This is a genomic window from Treponema sp. TIM-1, from assembly GCF_046533115.1.
GTDB lineage: Bacteria > Spirochaetota > Spirochaetia > Treponematales > Breznakiellaceae > JAIRMO01.
Map to the genome: position 1 here is coordinate 82,129 of NZ_JAJQRC010000002.1, position 24,084 is coordinate 106,212.

The following is a 24,084-nucleotide window of genomic DNA, read 5'->3' on the forward strand; positions in this document are numbered from 1 at the left end:
TTCGCATTCCTATTCCAGCTCAAACGCGTCATCATACCCCAGGACTTCCTCAGTACCGGCGGAAAGACCGGTACTTTCTTCCGTCGCTGCTTGAAGGGAAGCGGATATCTCATCCAAAAGCCGCTGTTTCCGTTCTGCCTCAGCCCGGGCCGCGGCTTCCGCCTCGATCCGGCGCCGTTCTTCGGCGGCAAATTCTTCTTTGATGGAGGCTACCAGCTGCTCAATCCGGGGCCGTTTCGCTGATCGGGGCTCCAGAGACAAGTAAAGCTCATAATCGGAGATAGCATCCTTAAGGGAACCGGCCTGAACCAGGGCATTCGCCCGGTTTAAATAGGCTGAAGCATAGGCGGGATCCGCCTCAATGGCTTGGGTATAGTACTGTCCCGCATAATTCAGGTTACCCTTACTATAATAGAGATTACCTAGGTTAAAGGCAATCCGGGCGGTTTCATCCCCGCCCCGGGGAAGTATTTTTCGAAATACCGCAATAGCGTCGTCCAACCGGTTAAGCTGCTGGTAACTTATACCCAGATAAAGACCGGCCCGGATATTTGCCGGATCCTCCGTCAGGGAAGTTTCCAGAAAAGGAAGGGCTTCCTGAGGCCTGTTCAGGAGAAAATATTCTTCTCCCTGGGTAAAGGCATCTTGGGCAAATCCCCGGGACAAAAACAAGCCCCATAAAATCATACCCAGACCGAATGTTTTCTTCATCCTTATTCCCGCCATGCTATTTCCACCCTGCTTTCAAGGTTTGACATGAAGGATTAAAACAATTAATCTTCATAATAATAAAGATACCATAAAAAAGCGAAAAAAGTCATGACCATGATACAAACGGTCCTCAAAAAAGTAAAATCGATAAAGCCCCCAGTGATACGGGATTATCGGGTTTTATTGGTAAATTTTCGGCAGAATTTACGACAATTTTTTCCCTTTTTTTATAAAATCAAAGGAAAAAGGTGGCTTTTTTCCATGAATTTGGGGATTTTTAAATCGAAGGCGGCTTTTTTAAAATTTAATCTTTTGAAAAGGCCTTAAAGATTATGAAAATATTATGTATATCCGATCATATCGATCCCCTTGTATATTCAAACTCGATTAAAGAACGTTTTAAGGACATTGATATGGTCCTCAGTGCCGGGGATCTTCCCATGGAATATTTGGAATTTATCGTTTCAAGCCTCAACAAATCCCTGTTTTTTGTGTTTGGAAATCATAACCTTAACGAATTGTACCGGTATAAAACCTCCGGTATGATCGGTTATCGTAATTGGATAAGTGAGGATGCGACTTATGGGTCGGGGGCCGTTCATATCGGTTCCAAAGCAAGAATGGAGGAAGGACTTATTATAGCCGGACTGGGAGGTTCCCGGCGGTATAACCGGGGGGAAAATCAGTATACCGAATTCCAGATGAACTTCGAAATTATAAAACTCATTCCTATCCTGATCATCAACCGGATCTTCCGGGGAAGATTTCTGGATATACTCCTGACCCATGCCGCTCCCCGGGGTATCCATGATAAGGAGGATCCCTGTCATCGGGGCTTCAAAGCTTTTTTATGGTTCATGCGGGTCTTTAAACCTAAATATCTCATCCATGGTCATATTCATCTCTATGATTTATCGGATCTCAGAACCACCCGGTATAAGGATACCCTGGTGGTAAATGCCTTTAGTCATTACATAATCGAAATCGGGGAAAAATAATATGAAAAATATGTTTACCATACAAGCTACGGAAGATTTTTCAAAGGCCCGGGGTCGGGCCATACTCTCCCGGATTCAGCATTTTATGAATACCGATAAGGATAAACTCCTCTCTTTTAATGATGTAAAGGAAATCCTCAAACCCAAAAACCAAACCTATAAGGGGATGCAGACGGTCCCCATTAACCTTATCGTGGGCAGCGAAGGCCGGTATCGGGACTTTAATAAATATTTTCTGCCAAAATCGGATCACCTCAAATCCCGCTGGGTCCGGGTTGATGAAGCCCATATCAGAAGTATTGTCTTGCCCCCCATTCAACTTTATGAAATTGGGGGAGTCTATTTTGTCCGGGACGGGAATCACCGGGTTTCGGTGGCCAGAAGTCAGGGAGTTGAGATGATCGATGCGGAAGTAATCAGCCTTTCCAGTGAAATAGCCATCGATCCATCCATGACCACCGACGATCTCCGGGATCTGATCATCGGCCTTGAAAAAAAGGCGTTTTATGAAAAAACCGAATTTGGAAAATATACCAATTGCTATGATTTGGATTTCAGTATGCCCGGGCGTTACGATGTGATATATAACCATATTTTGGTCCATAAATATTATCTTAACCAGGGGATTCCCAAGGAAATCCCCTTTTCCGATGCCCTGATCTCCTGGTATAACCATGTATACGAGCCTATTATCAAAATAATCAAGGATGAACGGCTTTATCTTAATTTTCCTGGCAGAACCCCGGGGGATCTTTATGTCTGGATCGTCAAACATTGGGATTTTTTGAAAAAAAAATACGGTATCTATTATTCCATTCCCGATGCGGCCAGGGATTTTTCTCAAAAGTACGGAAAAAACAGGGTCAAATTCCTCCAATTTATGACCGCCCTGTTCCACAAGCTGATATACCGGTCGCCGTCATAAGGGCGCCCGGTATACCTGCGGGTGGTTTTAAAACAGAACAAGGAAGATAAGCGGTGGCTATTTTATCAATACAATCCCATGTATGTTATGGCTATGCGGGAAACAGTGCCGCGGTGTTTCCCCTCCAGCGTATGGGGCATACGGTCTGGGCAATTAATACCGTGGAATTTTCCAACCATACCGGATACGGCACCTGGCGGGGGACAGAGCTGGGGGCGGAAATGACCACCGCCTTGGTCCAGGGCTTGGACGAGCAGGGAGTTCTTACGGATTGCGAGGCGGTCCTTTCAGGCTATATGGGGAATGCCGCGGTGGGCCGGTCGATTATGGATACGGTCCGACTGGTACGGACCAAGGCACCGGGCGCCCTTTACTGCTGCGATCCCGTAATGGGGGATATAGATCGGGGCCTTTATGTCAAGCCTGATATTCCGGATATTTTTAAAAATGAAATCATCGTCCTGGCGGATCTCTTAACCCCCAACCAATTTGAACTTGAAGTTTTAACCGGAATGGATACCGGGGATATCACCGCCGCCCGTAAAGCCATAGATCTGCTCCATGCCCGGGGCCCCAGGATTGTACTGGTGACCAGTTACCGGGAAGGGAAAAATACCACCGGTCCCCGGGACCATATTGATCTGTTGGTTTCCGCCGGAAGCGAAACCTACCGGATCCATACCCCGGAACTTCCTTTTGATATGGCCATATCCGGGTCCGGGGACCTGACCACCGCGGTTTTTCTGTCCCGATACCTTGAGACCGGGGACATTCGGAGCGCCCTGGAGCTTACCACGGCGTCAATCTACGGAATCATGGAAGCCACCTTTAACGCCCATAGCCGGGAACTCTGTATCATAGCGGCTCAAAATGAATTGAACCATCCTTCCCGGTCCTTTAATGCGGTACGGCTCTAGTGTCTAAAATAACGAAGACTCCCCTATCCGAAGTCCCCTACCGCTACTTTAAAGAATTTATTGCCCCGGAAACGGATAGGTTTGCCTTTCTGAGCGCCCTGCTGGATAAATTGGGCCTACGGCGATCGACCCTTACCATTGCAGGAAACCGGCATTTTATGGTTTTCCCACCTCACGAGGGACAGAGCTCGCCGAAAGGTCAGAAAGGCCAGGCCTTCCAAGCGAGCTCTGTCCCCATTGTGCTGGTTGCCCATTATGACCGGGCAGCGGACAGCCCCGGTGCGAACGATAACAGCGCCGCGGTATTTCTTCTTATAGAAACAGCCATGAAACTATGGCAAAAAAAAGGTAAGAACTGGCTTATTATCTTTACCGACAAAGAGGAATTAACCCAAGACGAGGGAATCAAAAGTCAGGGATCCTATACGCTGGCCATGGGATTACGGCAAGCCGGTCTTGGAAGGGGACGATTTTTCATATTCGATGCCTGCGGTACCGGGGATACCCTTATTATTTCCACCACCGCCGATCACCTGATGAAAAACGAAAAAGGGCTGGGGATAATAAAAACAAGGCAGGCGGTACAGCAGCTGAGAAACTTGGCCCTGGAAACAACCCGGGAACTTCAGATGGATAAGGTGCTGCTCTTGCCAACCCCCTTTTCCGATGACGCGGGTTTTTTACGGGCGGGAATACCCGCCCAGACCATCACGGTACTCCCCGGTAAGGAAGCGAGCCCCTTTATTTCCCTCCTGCGGAACAACTCCGGCCTTGACCAGGCTCTGGTAAACCGGGAGATACAGAAAAATTATGACCGACGTTTAATCCCCGAAACATGGCGCTGCCTTAACGGCCCCGGGGATAGTTACCCCCGGCTTACCCCGGAACATTTTTCCCAGGTGGTACGTTTTGCCTGTGCTTTGAGTAAAAAATGAAAATCGGCGGGGTCACACTCCCTGGTATACCTTTAAAGTCAAAACCTCCCCGATGAACATCCGGTGGTAATCCTTCTCCGGGTAATTTTTTTCGATGGAGGGATCTAAAAAACCGGTAGGATCAAAATCATGGGTATACAATTTACGGCAGACGATAACTTCCGACGCTTCCTTAAAACCGATACCACCGGCGGCTTTACCTTCTTCAAACACCAGGGGAGTAAGGCCGGTTTCTGCGGCCTTATCCGTATCCCGGCCTGTACGGGACCCGCAGAACTCTAGAGCCTTCCGGTAGCTTGTGTCGAAAAAACTGAGGCTAAAGAGGGAAGCGGCATTGGCAAAATCAAAGGTATACCGGGTGGGCCGGATAAACATAAAAGCCACATTCCTGCCCCAAAGCACCCCAAGCCCTCCCCAAGAGGCGGTCATGGTATTCCAGTTATCCTTCCCCTCCTTGAGGTTTCCGGTGGTAATGAGCATCCACCCATCCCCAATCCGGGCCGCAGGAGAACCGGGAAATTCCCGAATATCCTTTTCTATCCAGCCCTTATCCGCAGGAATCACCGCTTTCTGGTTCATATATCCCCCTTCCCGTTAGGCGGTTTCAAAATGTCAAAATTTTGAAACCGATTCCATTATATCCCTAAAATCTCGCTATAGGCATCCAGGGCGGAATCCCCGGAATTTCCCCCGGCCTTAGCAGCCAGGACCTTTTTGGTGAGGACCTTTCCCAACTGTACCCCTTCCTGATCAAAACTGTTGATATTCCAGACAAAACCCTGGAACATAACCTTATTTTCAAAATGGGCAAGGAGGGCTCCCAATGCCTGGGGGGTAAGACGTTTACCGTAGATAAGACTGGAGGGACGCCCCCCAAGGAATTCCTTGTTCCGGTTCGAGTCGGTCTTACCCTTGGCAAAGGCAACTATCTGAGCCGCCAGGTTCGCCTTAAGTTTAGTCTGACTCACGGATCCATCCACTTCCACATCATCCCCCCGCTGACTTTCGATAAAACCCACAAACTGCAGAGGCACAACATCCGTCCCCTGATGGAGAAGCTGATAAAAAGAATGTTGACCGTTGGTACCGGGTTCTCCAAAAACCACGGGGCCGGTGGAATAGGCCAGAGGAAGGCCCTCCCGGTTAACCCCCTTGCCGTTGGACTCCATATCAAGCTGCTGGAGATGGGCGGGGAACCGGGAAAGGGCCTGGCTATAGGGGAGGACGGCCGTATAGGGGTACCCCAGAAAATTCCGCTCCCACACTCCGATAAGGGCATCCAACAGGGCGGCATTGGCAAGGACCTTCGGTTCCAAGGCGTTTTTATCCGCCTTATGGGCGCCGGCGAGGAGTTCCTTAAACACTTTCGGCCCAAAGGCCAAGGAAAGGATGACCCCTCCCACCGCGGAGGTAGAAGAATACCGGCCGCCGATAAAATCGTCGATGTAAAATGAATCCAGGTATGCGGGGTTATGGGCCAGCGGACTGGTTTCACTGGTTACCGCCACCATATGTTTACTGGGATCCAGCCCCGCTTTGGTGAGTTTATCCTTGACGAAAAGCTCGTTTGCCAGAGTCTCCTGGGTGGTACCGCTTTTAGAAACCAGAACAAAGATGGTCTCTTCCAGGGTACAGCGGGCAACTATCTGGGAGGCGTCATCGGGATCCACATTGGAGATGAACTTCGCCTGTAAATGTCCCTTCCCCTCTGCGGCGGCCCAGTTTTCCAGGGCAAGGTACAGAGCCCGGGGACCCAAATCCGATCCGCCTATACCGATCTGCACCGCCGTGGTAAAGGCCTTTCCCGTGGAACCCCGGATTTTACCGGCATGGACCGCGTCGGCAAAGGCGGAAAACCGGTCAAGTTCATGGGCGTAAAATTCCCCCAGGTTCTTCCCTTCATGTAAAACCGGTTTTCCCAATTGCCCCCGAAGCAGATGGTGGAGGACCTTCCGGTTTTCTCCGGTATTCATCGTTTCCCCGTCAATCAACGCCTGGTACTTCTCTATAAGCTCCTGCTCATCCGCCAGGGCCTGGAGAGCCTCTATCACGGGATCGTCCACCGCTTTTGCGGCCCAGGAATAGGTGAACCCCGCGGCCAGGGGAACCACCGCCTTTCTTACCCGTTCCGCGGTAAGTTGGGATACAAAATCAAACCCCTTCCCCCGGGGCACAAGATCCAAAAGTCGCTTATAAGCGGTAAGCTTATCAAAATTGTTATATTTCATAATCCATTCTCTCCATTAATCTTCCAGTTCAGGAATACTTTCCTTCATCCGGCGTATAAAATCCTCTCCGGTTATACCTTCCCGGAGGCATACAAAAACCGTATTGTCCCTTCCCGCGATGGTTCCCAGCACATCGTCCAGGCTTAAGTTATCCACCGCCAGTGCAACCGAATCGGAATGACCCGAATAGGTTTTGATCACCACCATATTTCCGGACCATTCGATAGAAACATACCCCCGAAGAAAATCATGGATATAGGTCCGTTCGGTCTCTTGCCGCTCATCTTCTCCGGGCAGGGAATACACATACCCGTTATGACCATCGGAGATCTTACCTACCTTGAGGAGTTTTAAATCCCGGGAAAGGGTTGCCTGGGTAACAATAAATCCTTCTTTTTGCAAATGTCCCAAAAGTGTTTCTTGAGACTCAATTCGATAGGTCTTTATCAATTTACGGACAGTTTTTAAACGAGCCAACCGTTCCTTCACAATTACTCCATATTACTCGGGGGCTAATTAAACCGTTTTCAAAATTGGCTGTTTGTCACCGGCCCAATTACGAATAATTATCCTCCATCCTTGCATAAATATACAATGGCAAGATACTTTTTGCAAGTATTTTTTTAACACGCTTAATCCCCGCATATCCACGATCTAAACTCCCTTAATCCTGGGTAAAATATCCTGCCATATCCTATAATTATAACTATAGAAGATCTTGCCGATATTATGGTAGGAATATTCGGAGCATAAAACTAATGGAGAAATTCAACTCTAATAAAAATAGAGATCAAGCCGGAAAAGTACCGGAAAGTAAAAATCCACAAAATCGTGCAACCGTTTTAAGGGAAAATAAAAATGACGGAAATATATCCGTAACTTTTTCTGAAGATGACCTGGAAGCCCGGGCGGACTTTATACCCGCCGTCGGAAATGGAGAACCCATCACCCTCGCCTATGTTTCTTCGGTCCTGGAACGGCTTAATATAGTCTACGGAATACAGGAAAAAACTATTCAGGAGGCAATCCTCCGGTGCAATCATGATAGAAAACCCATAAAAGATGTCCTCATCGCCCGGGGGGATCCCCCAAAAGATGAGGTACTTGAGTATTTTGAACTTGCCCCCAATCCGGCTTCGTCCCCGTCCGAGGCAAACAACCGTATTGATTACCGCTCCCAGTCTCCCTTTGTCATCGTAAAAAAAGATCAGATCCTGGCGTATAAACGGCCCCGGGAAAAAGGGCAGGACGGTAAAAACATCCATGGGGTGCTTATTCCCCGGGGCGTACTGCGGCCTGAAGGAGTTTCCGGAGGACAAAATACCAGAACCGACGAAAACCATATCATCGCGAAAATCGCGGGTCAATTGATAGAAAATAAAAAAGTCATCAGCGTCCAGGAATCGCTGGTGATAAAAGGCGGTGTAGGGTATGCCACGGGGAATATTATTTTTCCCGGGGATGTGATCATCGAAGGGCCGGTATCGGATGGATTTAAGATCTATTCCGGCGGCTCGGTGACCATAAAACAGACCTTTGACGTGACCGATGTGATCACCAAAAATGATCTTACCGTAGCCGGTGGGATCATCGGCAGGGGCCGAGCCCTGGTTAAAGTTGGCGGAACCCTTAAGGCTAAATTCATAGAAAACTGCCGGGTGGCTTGTCGAAAAACCTTAATGGTGGAAACGGAGATCATCAATTCCAGTATATATGCCATGGAAAATATCGAGCTGGGGGATAAGGGAGTAATTGTCGGGGGGGATATTACCGCCATCCATGGGATCCGGGCAGGGGCAATAGGTAAAAAATCCGGGAAACCTACCCATATCCATTGTGGAATTGATTTTACGGTCCAGCAGGAAAAAGAAAAAAACAATTATCAACTCCGGATCATCTCCGCCAAACTGGCAAAACTCAGGGAACTGATGGCTGTTCCGGAGCAAAACCCGGAAAAAAAAGCCAAAATGGAAGAACTTTTGCACCGTCTTGAGCAGGAGCAAAAGAAAACCGGGCAGCGGATCTCCGATCTGTTAGGCCGCTTGGAAGCGGATGATAAGGCCCTGGTGGAAGTAACCGGGGAAATTGCCCCGGGTACCCTGATCGAAATTTGTCAGATCGCCCTTTTTGTCGAAGAACCCTTACGGAAGGTACGGATAAGCTTGGATAAAACCAAGGGAAAACTCGTCTCCGAACCCTTGTAAAATACCTTTTAAACAGCCACCCCTGGTCCACGTTGTTGCCCGGTCTTGTGGGTCCCATCATCTTCCCGCAAGAAGAAAAAATCGGTATGCTACTGTTATGAGAAAGGAATTCCTCCCCTATGATGTAGTTCGGAATAATGCCCTCAAGCTGGCCCATCGTATTTATCATGATGGATTTATACCCGATGTCATTTATGTTTCCCTCCGGGGCGGTGCGTATCTGGGGAATGTGATCAGTGAGTATTTTAAGATAGTTCGTGCCGGCGGCCGGCCGGTGTATTATGCGGCGGTGGTGGCCCGTTCCTACACCGATGTCCGTAAGGCGGGCAAGATCAAGGTTGAGGGCTGGACCTATGCGCCGGAACACCTCCGGGTAGGGGATAAAATCCTCTTGGTGGATGATATTTTTGATTCCGGCCAAACCATTAATTATCTGGGACAGATCATCCTGGAAAAGGGCATACCCCGGGACGATTTAAAAGTGGCGGTCCACGACTATAAATATTTTTATGATAAACCGGACCAGCTTCCCATTCAGCCCGATTATTGGTGCAGAAAACATGAACTATCCATCCACGAAGAGGACCGCTGGATCCATTATATGAGCCATGAGCTGGTGGGTCTAAGCAGGGAAGAACTGGAGGAGTATTATTATGCTCCGGATCCCCAACTGCGGAATGTCCTGGACGTGATTCCCTGACCCCGATGATATGCGGTATTGATGAAGCGGGCCGGGGGCCCTTGGCCGGCCCGGTCTGCGCCGCCGCGGTGATCCTCCCCGAAGATTTTCCCCGGGATGTCCTGGGGGATTCAAAAAAACTTAGCCCCCGGCAGCGGGAAGAGGCCATGAAAATCATCTATCGGGGGGCCTTCGCCTGGGGCATCGGCTGGGCATCGGCTTTTGAGATCGACCGCATTAATATCCTTAAGGCGAGCCTCCTGGCCATGAAGCGGGCCTTTGAGGAGTTGGCCGCCGCTTCCCTGGCCGCACTCCCCCCCGGGCTCAGCGCCATTGTAGACGGCCTTTACGTACCGGATATCCCCCTCCCCTGCCGGGCCTTGGTCAAAGCCGACGCCCAAGTCCCCGAGGTTATGGCCGCCTCGATCCTCGCCAAAACCGCCCGGGATCGGATGATGGAACGGTATTCCTGGCTTTATCCCGACTACGGTTATGACCGGCATAAAGGCTATCCCACTCAGGACCACCTAAAAAGAATCGCCATCCATGGGCCGTCCCCTATCCAGCGCCGGAGTTTCAGGGTTAAACCGATCCAGCTACCCCTCTTTAATCATCCCGATCAGGATGGGGGCCCTCAGGACGGATAGCCCTAACGGAGCGGGGCTTCCGGGGGCCCGGTTTGGCGGCGCCGGTCTTGTTTTTTGCCTTCCCGGTTTTAAGCAGTACCCGTTTTCCCTTTTCCTGCGGGGCCTTCCCTCCCCGCTCAGGCCGCAGGAAGCGGGGATCCCCTTTTTCCCGGTCCCGATTCTCCTGAGGTTTTCGGTGTTCCCCCCGGTTCTTTTCCCGAAAGGCCTTTTCCAATACCTTGAGGGCTTCGTCAAAACCCTGGAGAAATTCGGGAAGGTCTTCGGCAAAAAAGATCACCGATTGGCGTTCAAAGCCTCCGGAGTCCCGGTTTTTGCTTTCCACGATGTTGAGGTAGAGATCCCCCAGGCGGTTTTCTTTTACATTAAAAAAGTAGGTTCTATTTTGTAAAGAAACCTTGGTTGAAAACAATTCTCCCCGTATCCCCATATTCCGCTCCTGTTAATTTCCGGCTTGATCCGCCCGGGTAACCAGGTGCCGCTGCCATTCGATAAGGTCCCGTTCCATCCGTTTATCCGAGCCTTCCACATCCGCCATGATTCGGAAAACCGGTTCCGTACCGGAACCCCGCATCCAGATACAGGCCGGGACATGGCCGGTTTTGGTGGAAAAAAGGATCTTTAAGCCCCCCCGGCCGGCATCGCCGAAGCGGGAAAGTCCCCGTTTTTCCTCCATTCCTACAAAGGCGGTGGCGCTCCACCCGGTGATACCGTAACGGGCGTTAAAGTAATCCTTTCGTTCCTCCCATTCCTGGAGAAAAAATTCCTGGTACCGGTTTTTGAGGAGCCCGTGATCGACGGTTTTGATCCGCAGTAACGCCTCCGGGGTATAGGAACCGGTGGTGATAAAGGGAGGGAGGGCGGCGATAATATCCGCCAGGGTAAAATCAGGATGGTATACCTCGGCTTGATCCGACAGATCACACCAGAGTTCAAAAAAGCCCTTCCGTTCCCCTTCGCTCCGGATGGTAAGGAGTTTTACCAGGGCCAACACCGTATTAATGGGATCCCGTACCGCCGAAGGATGGGTAATATTACCCCCGGCGGATCCTTCCCCCAGGATCCGTACCAGATATCCCTGTTCCCGGAGCTTCCGGGCCAGGCCAACCACATTAGCCTCCCCCACTTCGGCCCGGAAAACCGACACGTCAAAGGCCTTGGCAATCCGATCCACCCGCATGGAGGTAGGGCCGTTCACCGCAATAGCCGCTTTTCGCAGGGCGTTTCCCTTATTATCAAACTGAAGTTCGCCGGTCCAAACCAGGTGGGCCAATTCGGAAACACAGGCCAGGGCGAAAACTTCCTGGGCTTCCAGGGCCCGGGCCCGTCCCTGGGTTTCGTCCCAGAAAACCAGATTTCCCCGGTCCCCGTCACAATCCGGCACATAGCCGATAACCACCCCGGGATTCTCCCGGTGGAGTTGCTCCACAAACTGCCGGCAGGGTTCCAGGGATTCCCCCTCGGGGACGATACGGTGGGCGATTTCCCGGGGTTTTTGAAACATTCCGTAAAAACCCAGCCCCAGGGAAGTAAGAAATTCCCGGTCTATAGATAAGGTCCGGGCGGATCCGTTAAAATCCGCCGCCACCCCCAGGAAATGGTTCCGTAAACTTCGGGTCATAACCTCAAAAAGGGAGCTTTCCCCGGCATTTTCGGTTCCTCCGGTAAGTTCCCGGGTAAAGGAGAGATACGCCCCATAGGCTTCGGCTTTGATCTCCTGAAGGCCTAAATACACCTGGGTGAGTTCCGGAATATTCCCATACCCCACCCAGGAAACCGCCTGGGGTATAACCTGGGGATCCGCCATCCGGGCCCGGAACGCTTCAATCAGGAGCAGCGCCTCCGGTGCGGGGAGAACCCCCCCATCGGTAAGACCGAATTTAAGACCGTTATGCCCTATGGGGTTATGGCTGGCGGAGATATATACAAACCCCTGGGCTTTGCCGGTCCGGGCATAGGCCATGATCTCCGGGGCAGCGATGATAAAGGCGAACCGTACCCCGCAGCCCTGTGCCAAAAAGGTCCGGATCATCGGATCCGCTATGGCCGGTCCCGTGGGTCTTGAGTCCATTCCGACTATTACCTGGGGATGTTCCAGGCCCGTTTTTTGTTTAAGATATTCCGCAAAGATCCCGGCCGCAATACTGGCTATAACCCCATGGACCGGACTTATTTCTTCTCCGGGGCTCTCCTCATCGCCGTTTTTCGCGAAGATCCCCCGCCACCCCGATGCCGAAAGGATCATTTTATCCAGCACTTCATCCAAACGGGTCTTGGTCAAAGCCGGATCATCCCCTTTGAAGGGAAGTACCGCAGGATCGGCAATAAAAAGTCCCGAATCAGGATGCCGTATTAACGCCATAGGGCAAACTCCTTGTTACCAGAGGCGGTTTCAAAAAAATCTAATTTTTGAAACCGGTTCAATATAAAAACCCATAAGGGGGAAAATAGTATACTGGTTTTTGAATTCTATTGCTATAGCCAACGGCAGCTCCGGACGAGGGGGGATATATTACTTGACAGGGATTTCTCCCCTGTTTATACTCCCCTATCATAAGGAAACAAGGTGTTTAATTCCGCGGCTTACAAGATATTCTTTATCACCGGTTGCAAGGCCGGTTTTTCTCTTTCCTCCTATTACTATTATTATTACCGGTCTTTATGTCCCGCGGAGCCGATAGGTTTTAGGTTAAAAACCTAAAAACAGGCAAAACCTGATAATTCAGGGAGATCCCGGGATAAATTAACCGGGGTCTCCCTTTTTTTATGTCCGGCGGGATTTTAAATCCCGGAAAAACAACCAGGAGGTTATCATGATTATCGCCTTAAAACCGGAAGCGGAAAAAGGGGAAGTAGAGAAATTTACGGTTTTTCTTGAACAGCAGGGGGTAACGGTCCACTATTCCCAGGGAGCATCCCGGATCGTATTGGGCCTGGTGGGGGATACCCAGGGGATCAACGCCGAAGCCCTCAGGGCTCACCATGTGGTAGAAAAGGTTATTCGGGTACAGGAGCCCTATAAGCGGGCGAATCGGCTTTTTCACCCCGAGGATACCCGGATTGAGGTACCCGGGCCGGATGGTATTATTCGGAGCATCGGCGGGGTTTCCCTGGGTATTATCGCCGGCCCCTGTTCGGTAGAAAACCGGGATCAGATCCTCCAGGTGGCCAGGGAAGTAAAAAAAGCCGGGGCGGGATTTCTCCGGGGCGGGGCTTTTAAACCCCGGACCAGTCCCTATAGTTTTCAGGGTCTGGGATGTGAAGGGCTTGACCTGCTTCTGGAGGCAAAAAAAGAAACGGGCCTGCCCATTGTAACCGAACTTATGGGAAATCACCAGCTTGAGGTTTTTGAGGATGTGGACATCATCCAGGTGGGGGCCCGGAACATGCAGAATTTTACCCTCCTTAAAGAACTGGGGAGAAGCCGTAAGCCCATACTCCTCAAGCGGGGTTACGCCTGTACCTTAACGGAACTCCTCATGGCTGCGGAGTACATCATGGCCGGCGGGAACGACCGGATCATCCTCTGTGAACGAGGGATCCGTACCTTCGGCAGTTTCACCCGGAATACCTTAGATCTGTCGGCAATCCCGGCCCTGAAAAAGCAAAGCCACCTTCCGGTAATCGTGGATCCCAGCCATGCCACGGGTCTTGCCTGGATGGTCCCCTCCATGGCCAAGGCCGCCCTGGCAGCGGGGGCCGACGGTGTCATCATCGAAGTCCACAACGATCCGGAAAACGCCCTCTGCGATGGGGAACAGTCCCTCACTCCGGAAGAATTCGCCCGGCTCATGGACTCCTTAAAAAAATACGCCGCCCTGGAAGGCCGGGTCCTCTAGCCTATGAAACCAATCGAAAACAACGTGGTGGGGATCATCGGGCTGGGGCTTATGGGCGGCGCCATAGCCATGGCCTTGCGATCCGGGGGGCTTATCCCCCCGGGAGGCCGGGGACGGATCCTGGGCTGCGACATCGACGGGGATACCCTGGCGGCGGCCCGGGTGGACGGGGTTATCGACGAGGGTTTCACCTCCCCGGAACCCCTGCTGGGACGCTGCGATATGATCTTTCTCTGCCTCAACCCCGCCACCCTGCTGGAATTTATGGAAAAACAGATGAGGGCCTTCCGTCCCGGGACCCTGATCACCGATATTGCCGGTATTAAGGGACATATTGCCGCGGCCATGGAAACCACCCTCCGGGAGGATCTGGACTTTATACCGGGACATCCCATGGCGGGGAGCGAAGGGGGAGGCTATGGGAACGCGAAAAAATGTGATTTTCACGGAAAAAATTATATCCTCACCCCCCTGAAACGGAACAAGGGCGAAAATTTGGAATACCTTAAAGCCCTGCTATACCGGATGGGTTTCGGCAGGATCACCTGTACCACGGCGGAAGAACACGACCGGAAGATCGCCTTTACCAGCCAGCTCTGTCACGTTATTGCCGCGGCCCTCATCAACTGCGAGGCTGACCGGGAGATTACCCGCTTTGGAGGGGGGAGTTTTGAGGACCTTACCCGGATAGCCATACTCAACGTTCCCCTGTGGACTGAACTCTTTTTGGAAAACCGGGATGCCCTCCTCCACCGGATCACCCAATTTGAGGAAAGTCTGGAGAAAATCAAAGGGCTTATCGCCGAGGAACAAAAAGAGGAATTACAGGAGACCCTCAGGACCGTGCGGAACCGGCGGGCTGCTATGGGATAAGACGCATACCAGTAGCAGGCCCTATGGTTTTACCACCAGGTTGACCAGTTTATCCGGTACGGTGATCACCTTGACCAGCGTTTGTCCCTCGGTCCATTTGCGAAGTCCCGGCAGGGCCCGGGCGGTCCGCTCCAACTCCTCCCGGGGGGTTCCTGCCGCGGCCACAAACTTGTCCCGGATCTTGCCGTTGATCTGGACCACAATGGTAAGTTCCTCCTCCCGGGTGAGGGCATCATCATAGTTGGGCCAGGGGGCTTTGGATGCCGATTCGGGATGGCCCAGTTTTTCCCATAATTCTTCCCCAAGATGGGGAGCATAGGCGCCGACCATCAGTACCAGGGGTTCCCAGAGGTCCCGGGGGACCTCCTTTAATTTGGCCAGTTCATTGGAATAAACCATCATGGCGCTGATGGCGGTGTTGAAGTTCAGGGTTTCGGTATCGGCGCTCACCTTCTTGATGGTCTTGTGGAGGAGTCTGACCAATCCGGCCCAGGGGGGGGGGATTTCCCCGGATCCGGCGGGGAGGCCTTCAGTCACGGGTTTTTCACTGATGGCCCAAAGCCGTTCCAGGAAGCGGGAGACCCCCACGAGCCCCGCGGTGATCCAAGGCTTGGTGACTTCCAGGGGACCCATGAACATCTCGTAGACCCGCATGGCGTCGGCGCCGTATTCCCGGATAATGTCGTCGGGGTTGATGACGTTCCCCCGGCTTTTGCTCATCTTTTGGTTGTCCTCCCCCAGGATCATCCCCTGATTCACCAGCCGCTGAAAGGGCTCCGGGGTGTTGACCAGGCCCAGGTCGTAGAGGACCTTGTGCCAGAACCGGGCGTAGAGGAGGTGGAGGACCGCGTGTTCCGTGCCCCCCACATAGAGGTCCACCGGGGCCCAGTAGTCCACGGCGGCGCGGTCCGCGAAGGTTTTTTTGTTGTGGGGGTCCAGGTAGCGGAGGTAGTACCAGCAGGAGCCTGCCCATTGGGGCATGGTGTTGGTTTCCCGCTTGGCGGGGCCCCCGCAACGGGGGCAGGTGGTATTTACCCAATGGTCGATCAGGGCCAGGGGGGATTCCCCGGTACCGGTGGGTTTGTAGGACTCCACCTCGGGCAGGATCAGGGGCAACTCCGTCTCCGGTAGGGGAATGATGGGGGAGCCGTGGACCTTCCCGCAGTGTTCGCAGTGGACCACAGGGATAGGCTCCCCCCAGTACCGCTGGCGGCTGAAGATCCAATCCCGGAGCTTGTAGTTTACCGCCTTTTTCCCGATACCCTTTTCCTCAAGCCATGCGGTGATCCTTTTGATAGCCTCCGCCGTAGGGAGCCCGCTAAATTGACCGGAATTCACCGACCAGCCATCGGCAACGGTACATTCCGCCGGTTCCCCGGAATAATCCTTTCCCGCTTCTACCTTCTCGCTGCTCACCACTAGGCGTATGGGCAGTTTGAAGGCCTTGGCAAATTCCCAGTCCCGTTCGTCATGGGCGGGGACCGCCATGATAGCCCCGGTTCCGTAGGAAATGAGGACATAATCGGCAATCCAGATGGGGATCCGCTCCCCGTTTACCGGGTTCACCGCGTAGGCCCCGGAAAAAACCCCGGTTTTGACCTTGGCCAGGTCGGTCCGTTCCAGGTCGCTTTTCTTGGCCGCCGCATCCAAATAGGCGGTAACCGCCGCTTTTTGTTCCGGCGTGGTGATTTTGTCCACCAGGGGATGCTCCGGGGCCAAAACCATATAGGTTACCCCAAAAAGGGTATCCGGCCGGGTGGTGTATATTTCGAGTTTATCGGGATGCCTCTCCAGGGCAAAAAAAACATTGGCCCCCTCGGAACGGCCTATCCAGTTCCGCTGCATGAGTTTCACCGGCTCGGGCCAGTCCAGGCCGTCCAGATCCGCCAGGAGCCGTTCCGCATAGGCGGTGATCCGGAGTATCCACTGGCGGATCCGCTTCCGGCTTACCTTGGTGCCGCAGCGTTCACAGAGGCCGTCCTTGACCTCCTCGTTGGCCAGACCGGTCATACAGGAGGGGCACCAGTTGATGGGGCTTTCCGCCTCGTAGGCCAGGCCCTTTTCAAAAAGTTTGAGGAAGATCCACTGGGTCCAGGTATAATATTCCGGGCTTGAGGTATCCACCTCCCGGTCCCAGTCGTATGAGAAGCCCAGGGTCTTTATCTGGGATCGGAATTTGTTGATGTTCGCCGCGGTAGTCACCGCCGGGTGGGTTCCGGTTTTGATGGCGTAGTTTTCCGCAGGAAGGCCAAAGGCGTCAAACCCCATGGGATGAAGCACATTGTACCCCTTCATCCTGAGGTAACGGCAATAGATATCCGTCGCGGTATACCCCTCGGGATGGCCCACATGGAGTCCCTGGGAGGAGGGATAGGGGAACATATCCAGCACATAGCGGCGCTTTTCCTTGGGAAAGGCGGGATCCTCTATCGCCTTAAAAGTTTTATGTTCCTCCCAGTATTTTTGCCATTTTTCCTCAATCGTAATAAAAGGGTATTTTGCCATTCCTCGTTGGACTCCTTTTTCAGTTGGGTTCCGTTAACGCCCCAGGATCAGGACGATCCCCGCTAGTATAATACCCGCTCACAGGGGGTGTATCAAGCGTTTGCCGGCCCCTTATAGATACGCCCGGAACTTCCGCTCAATATCGCCAATCAGCTTGTATTCGATGGAATCCACCAGGGCGGCACGGCTGGCATCGATGATGTCCTCGGAAACCCCCAGGGTACTCCAGGTTTTCACCCCGTCGGTGGATTCGATGAGGACCCGGACCTTGGCGGCGGTGGCGGCGTTGCCGTCGATAACCCGGACCTTGTAGTCCGAAAGCCGGACCTGCTCCAACTCCGGGTAGAACCGGGTAAGGGCCCGGCGGAGGGCGCCGTCCAGGGCGTTCACCGGACCATCCCCCTCGGCGGCGGCGATCTCGTCCTTGCCCTCCACCCAAACCTTGACCCATGCGTGGGAACAGGCAATGGTCTCCCCGGTAGGGTGTTCACTGACCACCCGATAGGCGAGAATTTTGAAGAGGGACCGCCGGGACTCTTCGGAACGGCCCGTATGCCGGCTTAGTTCCCGGCGGACCAGGATCTCGAAACTGGCGTCGGCCCCCTCAAAGGCCCAGCCCTCAGCCTCCAGAGTCTTGAGCTTTTCCGCAATGGCCGCGATTACCGGGTGGTCCTTCGTAAAAGAAGGATCGATCTTTTTCGCCCGCTCGGCCACGGCGGAACGCCCCCCCACTTCGCTCATCAAGAGGTGCCGGTTGTTCCCCACCAGGGCGGGATCGATGTGTTCAAAGGAACGGCGTACCTTGAGGACCCCGTCGGTGTGCATCCCCCCCTTATGGGAAAAGGCGCTGGACCCCACATAGGGCATGGCACCGGGGACCGGGATATTGGCAATCTCCGCCACCCGCCGGGTCGTTTCGGCGATCAGGGGCAGCTTGCCCCGGGGAAGGCAGCGAAGCCCCCATTTGAGTTCCAGGCTGGGGATGAGGGCCGCAAGGCTCGTATTGCCGCAGCGTTCTCCAAAGCCCACCAGGGTCCCCTGCACATGCCGGCACCCCCCCTTAACCGCCGCCAGGGCATTGGCTATGGCCAGCCCCATATCATTATGGGCATGAATCCCAACGTCCACCCCCGACTTTTCATACTTTTGAAGAACCGCCCCCACTCCGGCGGTCATATCGTCGGGAAAACTGCCGCCGTTGGTATCGCAGAGAACCATGGTCTTTGCCCCGGCTTTCAAAGCGGTTTCCAGGGTGGAGAGGGCATAGCCGGGATTGGCCTTCCAGCCGTCAAAAAAATGTTCCGCATCGAAAAAAACTTTACGGCCCTGGGCCGTAAGAAAGGCCGTGGTTTCAAAAATCATGGCAAGATTTTCCTCAAGGGATACCCGGAGTACCTCGGTTACATGGAGATCCCAGCTCTTCCCAAAGATCACCACCCCTTCGGTATTCGCCTCAAGCAAACGGCGGATTTGGGGATCATCGGCGGCTTTTATCCCCGGTTTTCGGGTTGGCCCAAAGGCGCAGAGCCGGCTATGTCCCAGACTGAGCCCCCGGACCAGGCTGAAAAATTCCGCGTCCTTGGGATTACTTCCCGGGTTCCCCGCCTCAATCCAGGCCACCCCCAGATCATCCAGGGCCCGGACTACGGCGAGTTTATCCTGTACCGAAAAGCTGATCCCTTCGCCCTGAGCCCCGTCCCTGAGGGTGGTATCGAGAATTTCAAGGTCCGTTCCCCCGGATACGCCGGTTTCTGTTTCGCTGCTCACCTTTCCTGCTCCTACCGGAGTTTACCCGATTTTAACGCATATTAAAAGTACATCATTGCAGTTTGAAACCGCCTCAGGAAAACAAAAAGCTTTCGGTGTCCCGTAAAACCGAGGAAAATTCCCCAAAGCTGGTCCGGGTCTTGGGCAGGGAACGGATGAAAAATTCCCCGTACCGCTTGCGGAGGATCCGTCCGTCCAAAACAGCTACGATACCCCGATCCCCACTGCGGCGCATGAGCCGGCCAAAGCCCTGTTTGAATTTCATCACCGCTTCGGGAAGGGAAAGCTCCATAAAGGGATTTCGCCCCTGTTTTTCCAGCGCTTCCCGGCGGGCTTCGAAAACCGGGTCCCGGGGGGTCCTGAAGGGGAGGCGGCAGAGGATCACCATCCGCAGGGTATCCCCCGGGGCGTCCACCCCTTCCCAGAACGAATCGGTTCCAAAAAGAACGCTGGACTCGTCCGCCAGGAAAGCGCCGAGGAGGCGGCTCCGGTCGTCGTCTCCCTGTTTCAGGCAGCGGATCCCCTGTTTTTCCAGGACCGGAACCGCGGCGGCATAGGCGCTTTTAAGGGCTTCGTAGGAGGTAAAGAGGACCAGGGTAGACCCTCCGGCGAGCTCCGTCAGTTTCAAAACCGCCTGATCCACAAAGGCCTGGTATCGATCTTCGTCGGGAAGGGGGGCATCCGCCGGGGCGGCGAGCAGCACCGACCGGGCATAGGGAAAGGGAGAGGGGAATTGTCCCGTAAGGGGTTCCCGGTCCGCCACCAGGGTGATTCCGGAACGGCGGTTCCAATAGGCAAAAGCTCCGGGGTTCTGGGAGCCGGAACCAGAACCGGCTACGGTGAGGGTGGCGGAGAGGCACACCACGGTCTTATGGGGCTCAAAAAGGGCGGTCCCCAGGACAGGGGCCACCTCCAGGGGAGTAACGGTAAAAACCGCCCAGGAACCCCGATCGTCACCGGATACCGCGCTTCTATGGGTCTCCAGCCACATAACCTCCTGGGGGCGTTCACCGTATTCCACAAAGGCCCCGCAGACAGCGGCCACCGTCTCAAGCCGCCGCAGGACGGCCTTTACCTCCCAGGCCACGGCGTTACGGTCCGAATCGGCTGCCGTGGTGGTTGCCGGGTCCTTTTCGTCTTCGGCAAACTCCACCAGGGACCGGAGTACCCCCGCCAGGGAAGCTATGCGCTTCCGCAGGGTTATCAAGGCGGGTATCAGGACCGGAAGGAACCGGTCCTCCCGGGAGGGACAGAGCCGGAAAACTCCCTCTTCAGCGCAAAGGTCCAGTCCCGCCTCGTCCAAGGCGTCAGCGGCGTCCCGGGTTTTTTGAATGGCCTCCGCCGCATCGTCAAGCTCTTGGGGGGTTATGGTGGGAAGCCTGAAAAGGAGCCCCATTTGACGGCCCCGGCGCCGGTGGTAGAGCCGCCCCAACTGGCGGTAGAGCCCCAGGCGGCTGAATCCTTTGGAAAAAAAAGAGGTGGCCGCATCCTCCACCTTGTGGGCCTCATCGATGACGATCCGCCGGTAGGGGGGCAGTACCACGGTACTGTCATACCCCGCCCCCTCCCGCCGGGCGGCAATATCCGCGAAAAGCAGGTGGTGGTTCACCACCAGGACCCGGGCATCGGCGGCTTCTTTTCGTAAGGCCAGGACAAAACACCGCTCCCGTTCGGGGCAGCGCATTCCCATGCAGAGATCGACCTCCGAACAGATCCGGGACCAGAGATCGTCCGGGGGCATAAAGGAAAGATCCGACCGGCTCCCGGTTTTGGTGATTTCCGACCAGGCGAGGATGGCCCGGATGTCGTTGTCGTCTTCCTCGAAAAGGCTCTGTTCCCGGAGAGCATCGTACAGGCGGCGGCGGCACAGGTAGTTTCCCCTTCCCTTGATGAGGACCACCTTGATTTTTTTGTTTAGGGCCGCCGTTACCAGGGGTATGTCCTTGTCAAAAAGCTGCTGCTGCAATGGAATGGTAGCGGTGGAAAGGACGATCCGTTCATTGTTTTCCAGGGCAAACACCAGGCTGGGGAGGAGGTAGGCAAAGGACTTCCCCACCCCGGTACCCGCCTCGGCGGCCACCAGGGCGTCTTCATTAAACCCCCGGATGATGAGCCGCATCAGATCCAATTGGGATTCCCGGATCTCGTAGGAGGGGAGCCGCCGGCTTATGGCCCCCCCCGCTTCCAGGGCGGCGCAGAGGCGTTCCGGGTCCAGTTCCTTCCGCTTTTGTCTGAGGGTGGGTTCGGCAATAACGTAGACCTTTTCCACCTGGTTATCGACGATGAAGGAGCCCATCCCCCCCTCGGCGGCCCGGGAGGCGATGACCAAATCGTTGTCACTGGGGACAAGAAAAGCCGAAGAGTGGTTGTGGATGAGCACATCCGGGGGCCGGGAGGGATCTTGAAACCGGTCCAGGGCAAGGACGGAACTTTCGTTGCCCCGGGCCGCTATCTCCAGGGAAGCCACGAGCCCCGCCTCGTTACAATAGCCCAGGGCAAACACCTCATTACCCCCGGCGTCCTCGATTTCCGCCCGGAGCCGGGCCCTGGACTTTTCCGTAAACCGTTTCGCCGCCTGCACCGGATATCCCCCCGCCGGGAGCATACAACGGAGGCCGCCTGATACGCAAGTCGTATCAGGCGGCTTTTTTTCGGTGTTTTTTTTGAAATTTTTTAATTATTTTTCAAAAAAAACGAGATTTTTTTTGAAAGGTATGATACAGTCTTTAGTATACCCTTTAAAGGGAATGATACGGGCTGCCGGGCATGTTACAAAGCAAACTACCTGCGGCCGTCAAGTATATCGGGGCTCTGAAAAGAGGGACCCCGGGGTAGCGCCCATACCTAGCAAGTAAAACGCTGCCGCCGGGGCTGCACTAACGCACTGTTGATTATAGCCGAGCCCGGCAATAATAACAATGCGCCAGTCCTCTTTTTATCCCCCGGCGTGGGGTTACTCCTGCGCCGGGGACACCCGGGATTTGTCCCGGGTGTATATATTTTATGAAGGAGGACTCTATGAAAAACAAGAGTCGTTTTATAGGGAGCATGGTCTTGCTCCTCATGGCATTGCTGGTCCTGGGGGGCTGCCCCACCGGGACTTCGGGAACGGAGACCCAGAATCCGGGGAATCCCCCTTCCAATCCTTCCGGTCCTTCCGGTCCCTCCATCCCCACTAAAACGCCGGTGCAGTTGGCAAGTGAACTGGTGAGCACACTGAATAGGGGCCTTGCTGCTGGCGCTGAGATTGTAGAGCGTGTCGGCTCAACCGTCACGGTTAAAAATAATTTTACCGTTGGTACTGGTCCAGGAGAGATTGCGGCCGTTACCATCCCTGGCGGGGTTACCTTTTCCGTGCCGGATGGTAAGACGGTAACCATTGCCGGAGGAACAACTACGGTCAGCGCCGGCGGTAAGGTTGAAGTAGCAGGTAACGGTACCTTAACCAAAACAGGGGGAACCTTCAACTTCTCTCCCGGTGCGGTTGTCTTTAAAGTGGATTTGGAAACGACTGATATCGGTAGCGGTTCAAAGGGGTTAAACGACCGAATAACGGGGGCAAAGAAATTGGGCCCCGGCACGGTCATGGAGTTGACCCCGGACTTCTATGAAGATGTAGAGAATAACGTCACGACGGCTATCGTCACCGACGCCGGCCCTGACCGCAACACTATCCCCTACACCATCAAGGGCCAGGGAACGGCAGACGACGACCCCTCCCTTCCCGTGGGTATACTCCTGGCCAACGACAAGGTGACGCTGGACGAGATGAAGGTCGAGATTACCATCCCAACCCAGGCGGCGATAACGACGAGTAATACAAGGTATACGGCTGGTATATCCATCAGCAGATATGATGGAACCAGCATACTTACCGGTGATAATCTGGCCAATAATGATGTAACGGTAAAGAATTGCAAGGTAACCTATGCCATTGACCCATTGGACACAAACACCAGCTATACCCATAACGCCGGTATCTATGTATCAGGTGCCTCAGGCCCCAGTGTTACTCCGCGAAAGATTATTATTGAGGGTAATACGGTTGAGACTTCGGGAAGGGGGACAGCGGCGGCCCAGGGAGTGGTTGTCCAGTATTACGATCCGTCTATAGTCATTAAAAACAATACCCTGTCATCGGGTACGGGTGGCGCCGAAACCGTAAACGCTCCGGCCGCCGCCCTCTTTTTGAACATTAACCCCGCTACGATAACGGACCCCACGGTTTCGCCGCAAATCACCGGAAATACGCTTGACGGCCATAACATCGACTTTTACGTCAACATCTTCAGCACGGGGGATTATAAAGGTGTAGAGGACCTGTTTAACAGCAAATTCGGCACCTACTATTCCACCTGGGCGACAGACACTACGGACAATTTCTACCGGAAACTCTACACCGCGCTTATCGGCCAGTCCAAGGCTACCGGGTATGCCGGATTGTTCTTCATGGTGCTTGGTGGAACCGCGGGTTCATACGACGGCTATTGTTTCGTCTACGAAGCCTGGGAGAAAAGCAGCGGCGTGGTTACCGCAGTTGACTATTGGGGCGCAACGATTCTTTCTTCTGGAACGGCCCTTGCTTATAATGCCGGTTCAGGTTCGAATATGTATGATACCGATGCGGCCGCAGGCACATCGGGAAACGGCCATTTCAACACCCAGAAAGCCGGGTATCGCGGACGGATAAATCTTACGACCGATCCAAAATCATATGATAACTTCAAGTTCCACCCGACTGATGGTAATTCGCAAGGTTCTTATAGCTGGGCAGACGGAGTTACCTCCCTATAAACTCTCCCACCGAACCTCCTGGTTTGGGAAAGGTCCCCTCGCGGCTAGTCCGTGAACAGCCCCGG

Annotated in this window: 19 protein-coding genes; 10 read left to right on the top strand and 9 right to left on the bottom strand. The window is 53.8% G+C overall.

Translation table 11 applies throughout. The features are described 5' to 3' along the window. Positions 1–9 precede the first annotated feature (9 nt). On the bottom strand, positions 10–711 hold the full coding sequence (locus LQZ21_RS01865) for a tetratricopeptide repeat protein (RefSeq protein WP_411042443.1): 702 nt from the start codon (positions 709–711) through the stop codon (positions 10–12). Positions 712–1,043: 332 nt separating this feature from the next. Here LQZ21_RS01865 and LQZ21_RS01870 point away from each other — a divergent pair, with 332 nt between their 5' ends. Genes LQZ21_RS01870 through LQZ21_RS01885 form a run of 4 tightly spaced genes read left to right on the top strand, consistent with a single transcriptional unit; the run spans position 1,044 to position 4,486 of the window. Continuing rightward, positions 1,044–1,709, top strand: a complete 666-nt coding sequence (locus LQZ21_RS01870) for a metallophosphoesterase (RefSeq protein WP_411042444.1) — start codon at positions 1,044–1,046, stop codon at positions 1,707–1,709. Between the two features lies 1 nt (position 1,710). Then, positions 1,711–2,634: a transcriptional regulator gene (locus LQZ21_RS01875; RefSeq protein ID WP_411042445.1), complete on the top strand. Its 924-nt coding sequence runs from the start codon at positions 1,711–1,713 to the stop codon at positions 2,632–2,634. Between the two features lie 53 nt (positions 2,635–2,687). After that, a complete protein-coding gene (pdxY, locus tag LQZ21_RS01880; RefSeq protein ID WP_411042446.1) occupies positions 2,688–3,551 on the top strand; it encodes a pyridoxal kinase PdxY in 864 nt (287 codons plus the stop codon). After that, positions 3,551–4,486, top strand: coding sequence for a M28 family peptidase (locus tag LQZ21_RS01885; RefSeq protein ID WP_411042447.1), 936 nt, complete (start codon positions 3,551–3,553; stop codon positions 4,484–4,486). Before pdxY ends, LQZ21_RS01885 begins: the two co-directional genes overlap by 1 nt. Positions 4,487–4,498: 12 nt before the next feature. Here LQZ21_RS01885 and LQZ21_RS01890 read toward each other — a convergent pair whose 3' ends face one another. Genes LQZ21_RS01890 through LQZ21_RS01900 form a run of 3 tightly spaced genes read right to left on the bottom strand, consistent with a single transcriptional unit; the run spans position 4,499 to position 7,203 of the window. Then, the gene (locus LQZ21_RS01890; RefSeq protein WP_411042448.1) at positions 4,499–5,065 is read right to left on the bottom strand and encodes a flavin reductase; all 567 of its coding nucleotides are present in this window, start codon (positions 5,063–5,065) and stop codon (positions 4,499–4,501) included. A 56-nt stretch (positions 5,066–5,121) separates the two neighbouring features. Then, complete coding sequence (locus LQZ21_RS01895) at positions 5,122–6,714, bottom strand: glucose-6-phosphate isomerase (protein WP_411042449.1); 1,593 nt, start codon at positions 6,712–6,714, stop codon at positions 5,122–5,124. A gap of 15 nt (positions 6,715–6,729) precedes the next feature. Continuing rightward, positions 6,730–7,203 carry an arginine repressor gene (locus tag LQZ21_RS01900; RefSeq protein WP_411042450.1) on the bottom strand — a complete coding sequence of 158 codons (474 nt, stop codon included), beginning with the start codon at positions 7,201–7,203 and terminating at the stop codon, positions 6,730–6,732. Between the two features lie 269 nt (positions 7,204–7,472). On the opposite strand from LQZ21_RS01900, the gene LQZ21_RS01905 reads away from it, so the two are divergent. The 3 genes from LQZ21_RS01905 (at position 7,473) to LQZ21_RS01915 (ending at position 10,244) form a co-directional block, all read left to right on the top strand. Then, on the top strand, positions 7,473–8,918 hold the full coding sequence (locus tag LQZ21_RS01905) for a flagellar assembly protein A (RefSeq protein ID WP_411042451.1): 1,446 nt from the start codon (positions 7,473–7,475) through the stop codon (positions 8,916–8,918). A gap of 97 nt (positions 8,919–9,015) precedes the next feature. Beyond that, positions 9,016–9,618, top strand: coding sequence for a phosphoribosyltransferase (locus LQZ21_RS01910; RefSeq protein WP_411042452.1), 603 nt, complete (start codon positions 9,016–9,018; stop codon positions 9,616–9,618). A 5-nt stretch (positions 9,619–9,623) separates the two neighbouring features. Beyond that, complete coding sequence (locus LQZ21_RS01915) at positions 9,624–10,244, top strand: ribonuclease HII (protein ID WP_411042453.1); 621 nt, start codon at positions 9,624–9,626, stop codon at positions 10,242–10,244. Here the strand turns inward: LQZ21_RS01915 and LQZ21_RS01920 are convergent. Together LQZ21_RS01920 and LQZ21_RS01925 are read right to left on the bottom strand one after the other, a co-directional pair. Then, positions 10,204–10,671 carry a DUF3276 family protein gene (locus LQZ21_RS01920; RefSeq protein WP_411042454.1) on the bottom strand — a complete coding sequence of 156 codons (468 nt, stop codon included), beginning with the start codon at positions 10,669–10,671 and terminating at the stop codon, positions 10,204–10,206. The two genes, LQZ21_RS01915 and LQZ21_RS01920, sit on opposite strands and share 41 nt — an antisense overlap. Positions 10,672–10,683: 12 nt before the next feature. Continuing rightward, complete coding sequence (locus tag LQZ21_RS01925; protein WP_411042455.1) at positions 10,684–12,603, bottom strand: phosphatidylglycerol lysyltransferase; 1,920 nt, start codon at positions 12,601–12,603, stop codon at positions 10,684–10,686. A gap of 451 nt (positions 12,604–13,054) precedes the next feature. On the opposite strand from LQZ21_RS01925, the gene aroF reads away from it, so the two are divergent. Next, a complete protein-coding gene (gene aroF, locus LQZ21_RS01930) occupies positions 13,055–14,080 on the top strand; it encodes a 3-deoxy-7-phosphoheptulonate synthase (protein ID WP_411042456.1) in 1,026 nt (341 codons plus the stop codon). Positions 14,081–14,083: 3 nt separating this feature from the next. Then, positions 14,084–14,953 carry a prephenate dehydrogenase gene (locus tag LQZ21_RS01935; RefSeq protein ID WP_411042457.1) on the top strand — a complete coding sequence of 290 codons (870 nt, stop codon included), beginning with the start codon at positions 14,084–14,086 and terminating at the stop codon, positions 14,951–14,953. Positions 14,954–14,974: 21 nt separating this feature from the next. Here LQZ21_RS01935 and leuS read toward each other — a convergent pair whose 3' ends face one another. The 3 genes from leuS to LQZ21_RS01950 all read right to left on the bottom strand — a co-directional run bounded on the left by leuS (position 14,975) and on the right by LQZ21_RS01950 (position 21,830). Continuing rightward, positions 14,975–17,458: a leucine--tRNA ligase gene (gene leuS / locus LQZ21_RS01940; protein WP_411042458.1), complete on the bottom strand. Its 2,484-nt coding sequence runs from the start codon at positions 17,456–17,458 to the stop codon at positions 14,975–14,977. A 111-nt stretch (positions 17,459–17,569) separates the two neighbouring features. Continuing rightward, the gene (gene cimA, locus LQZ21_RS01945) at positions 17,570–19,225 is read right to left on the bottom strand and encodes a citramalate synthase (protein WP_411042459.1); all 1,656 of its coding nucleotides are present in this window, start codon (positions 19,223–19,225) and stop codon (positions 17,570–17,572) included. 73 nt (positions 19,226–19,298) lie between these two features. Then, on the bottom strand, positions 19,299–21,830 hold the full coding sequence (locus LQZ21_RS01950) for an ATP-dependent DNA helicase (RefSeq protein ID WP_411042460.1): 2,532 nt from the start codon (positions 21,828–21,830) through the stop codon (positions 19,299–19,301). A gap of 413 nt (positions 21,831–22,243) precedes the next feature. Between LQZ21_RS01950 and LQZ21_RS01955 the strand changes: the two genes are divergently transcribed. Next, a complete protein-coding gene (locus LQZ21_RS01955) occupies positions 22,244–24,019 on the top strand; it encodes a hypothetical protein (RefSeq protein ID WP_411042461.1) in 1,776 nt (591 codons plus the stop codon). Positions 24,020–24,084: the final 65 nt, after the last annotated feature.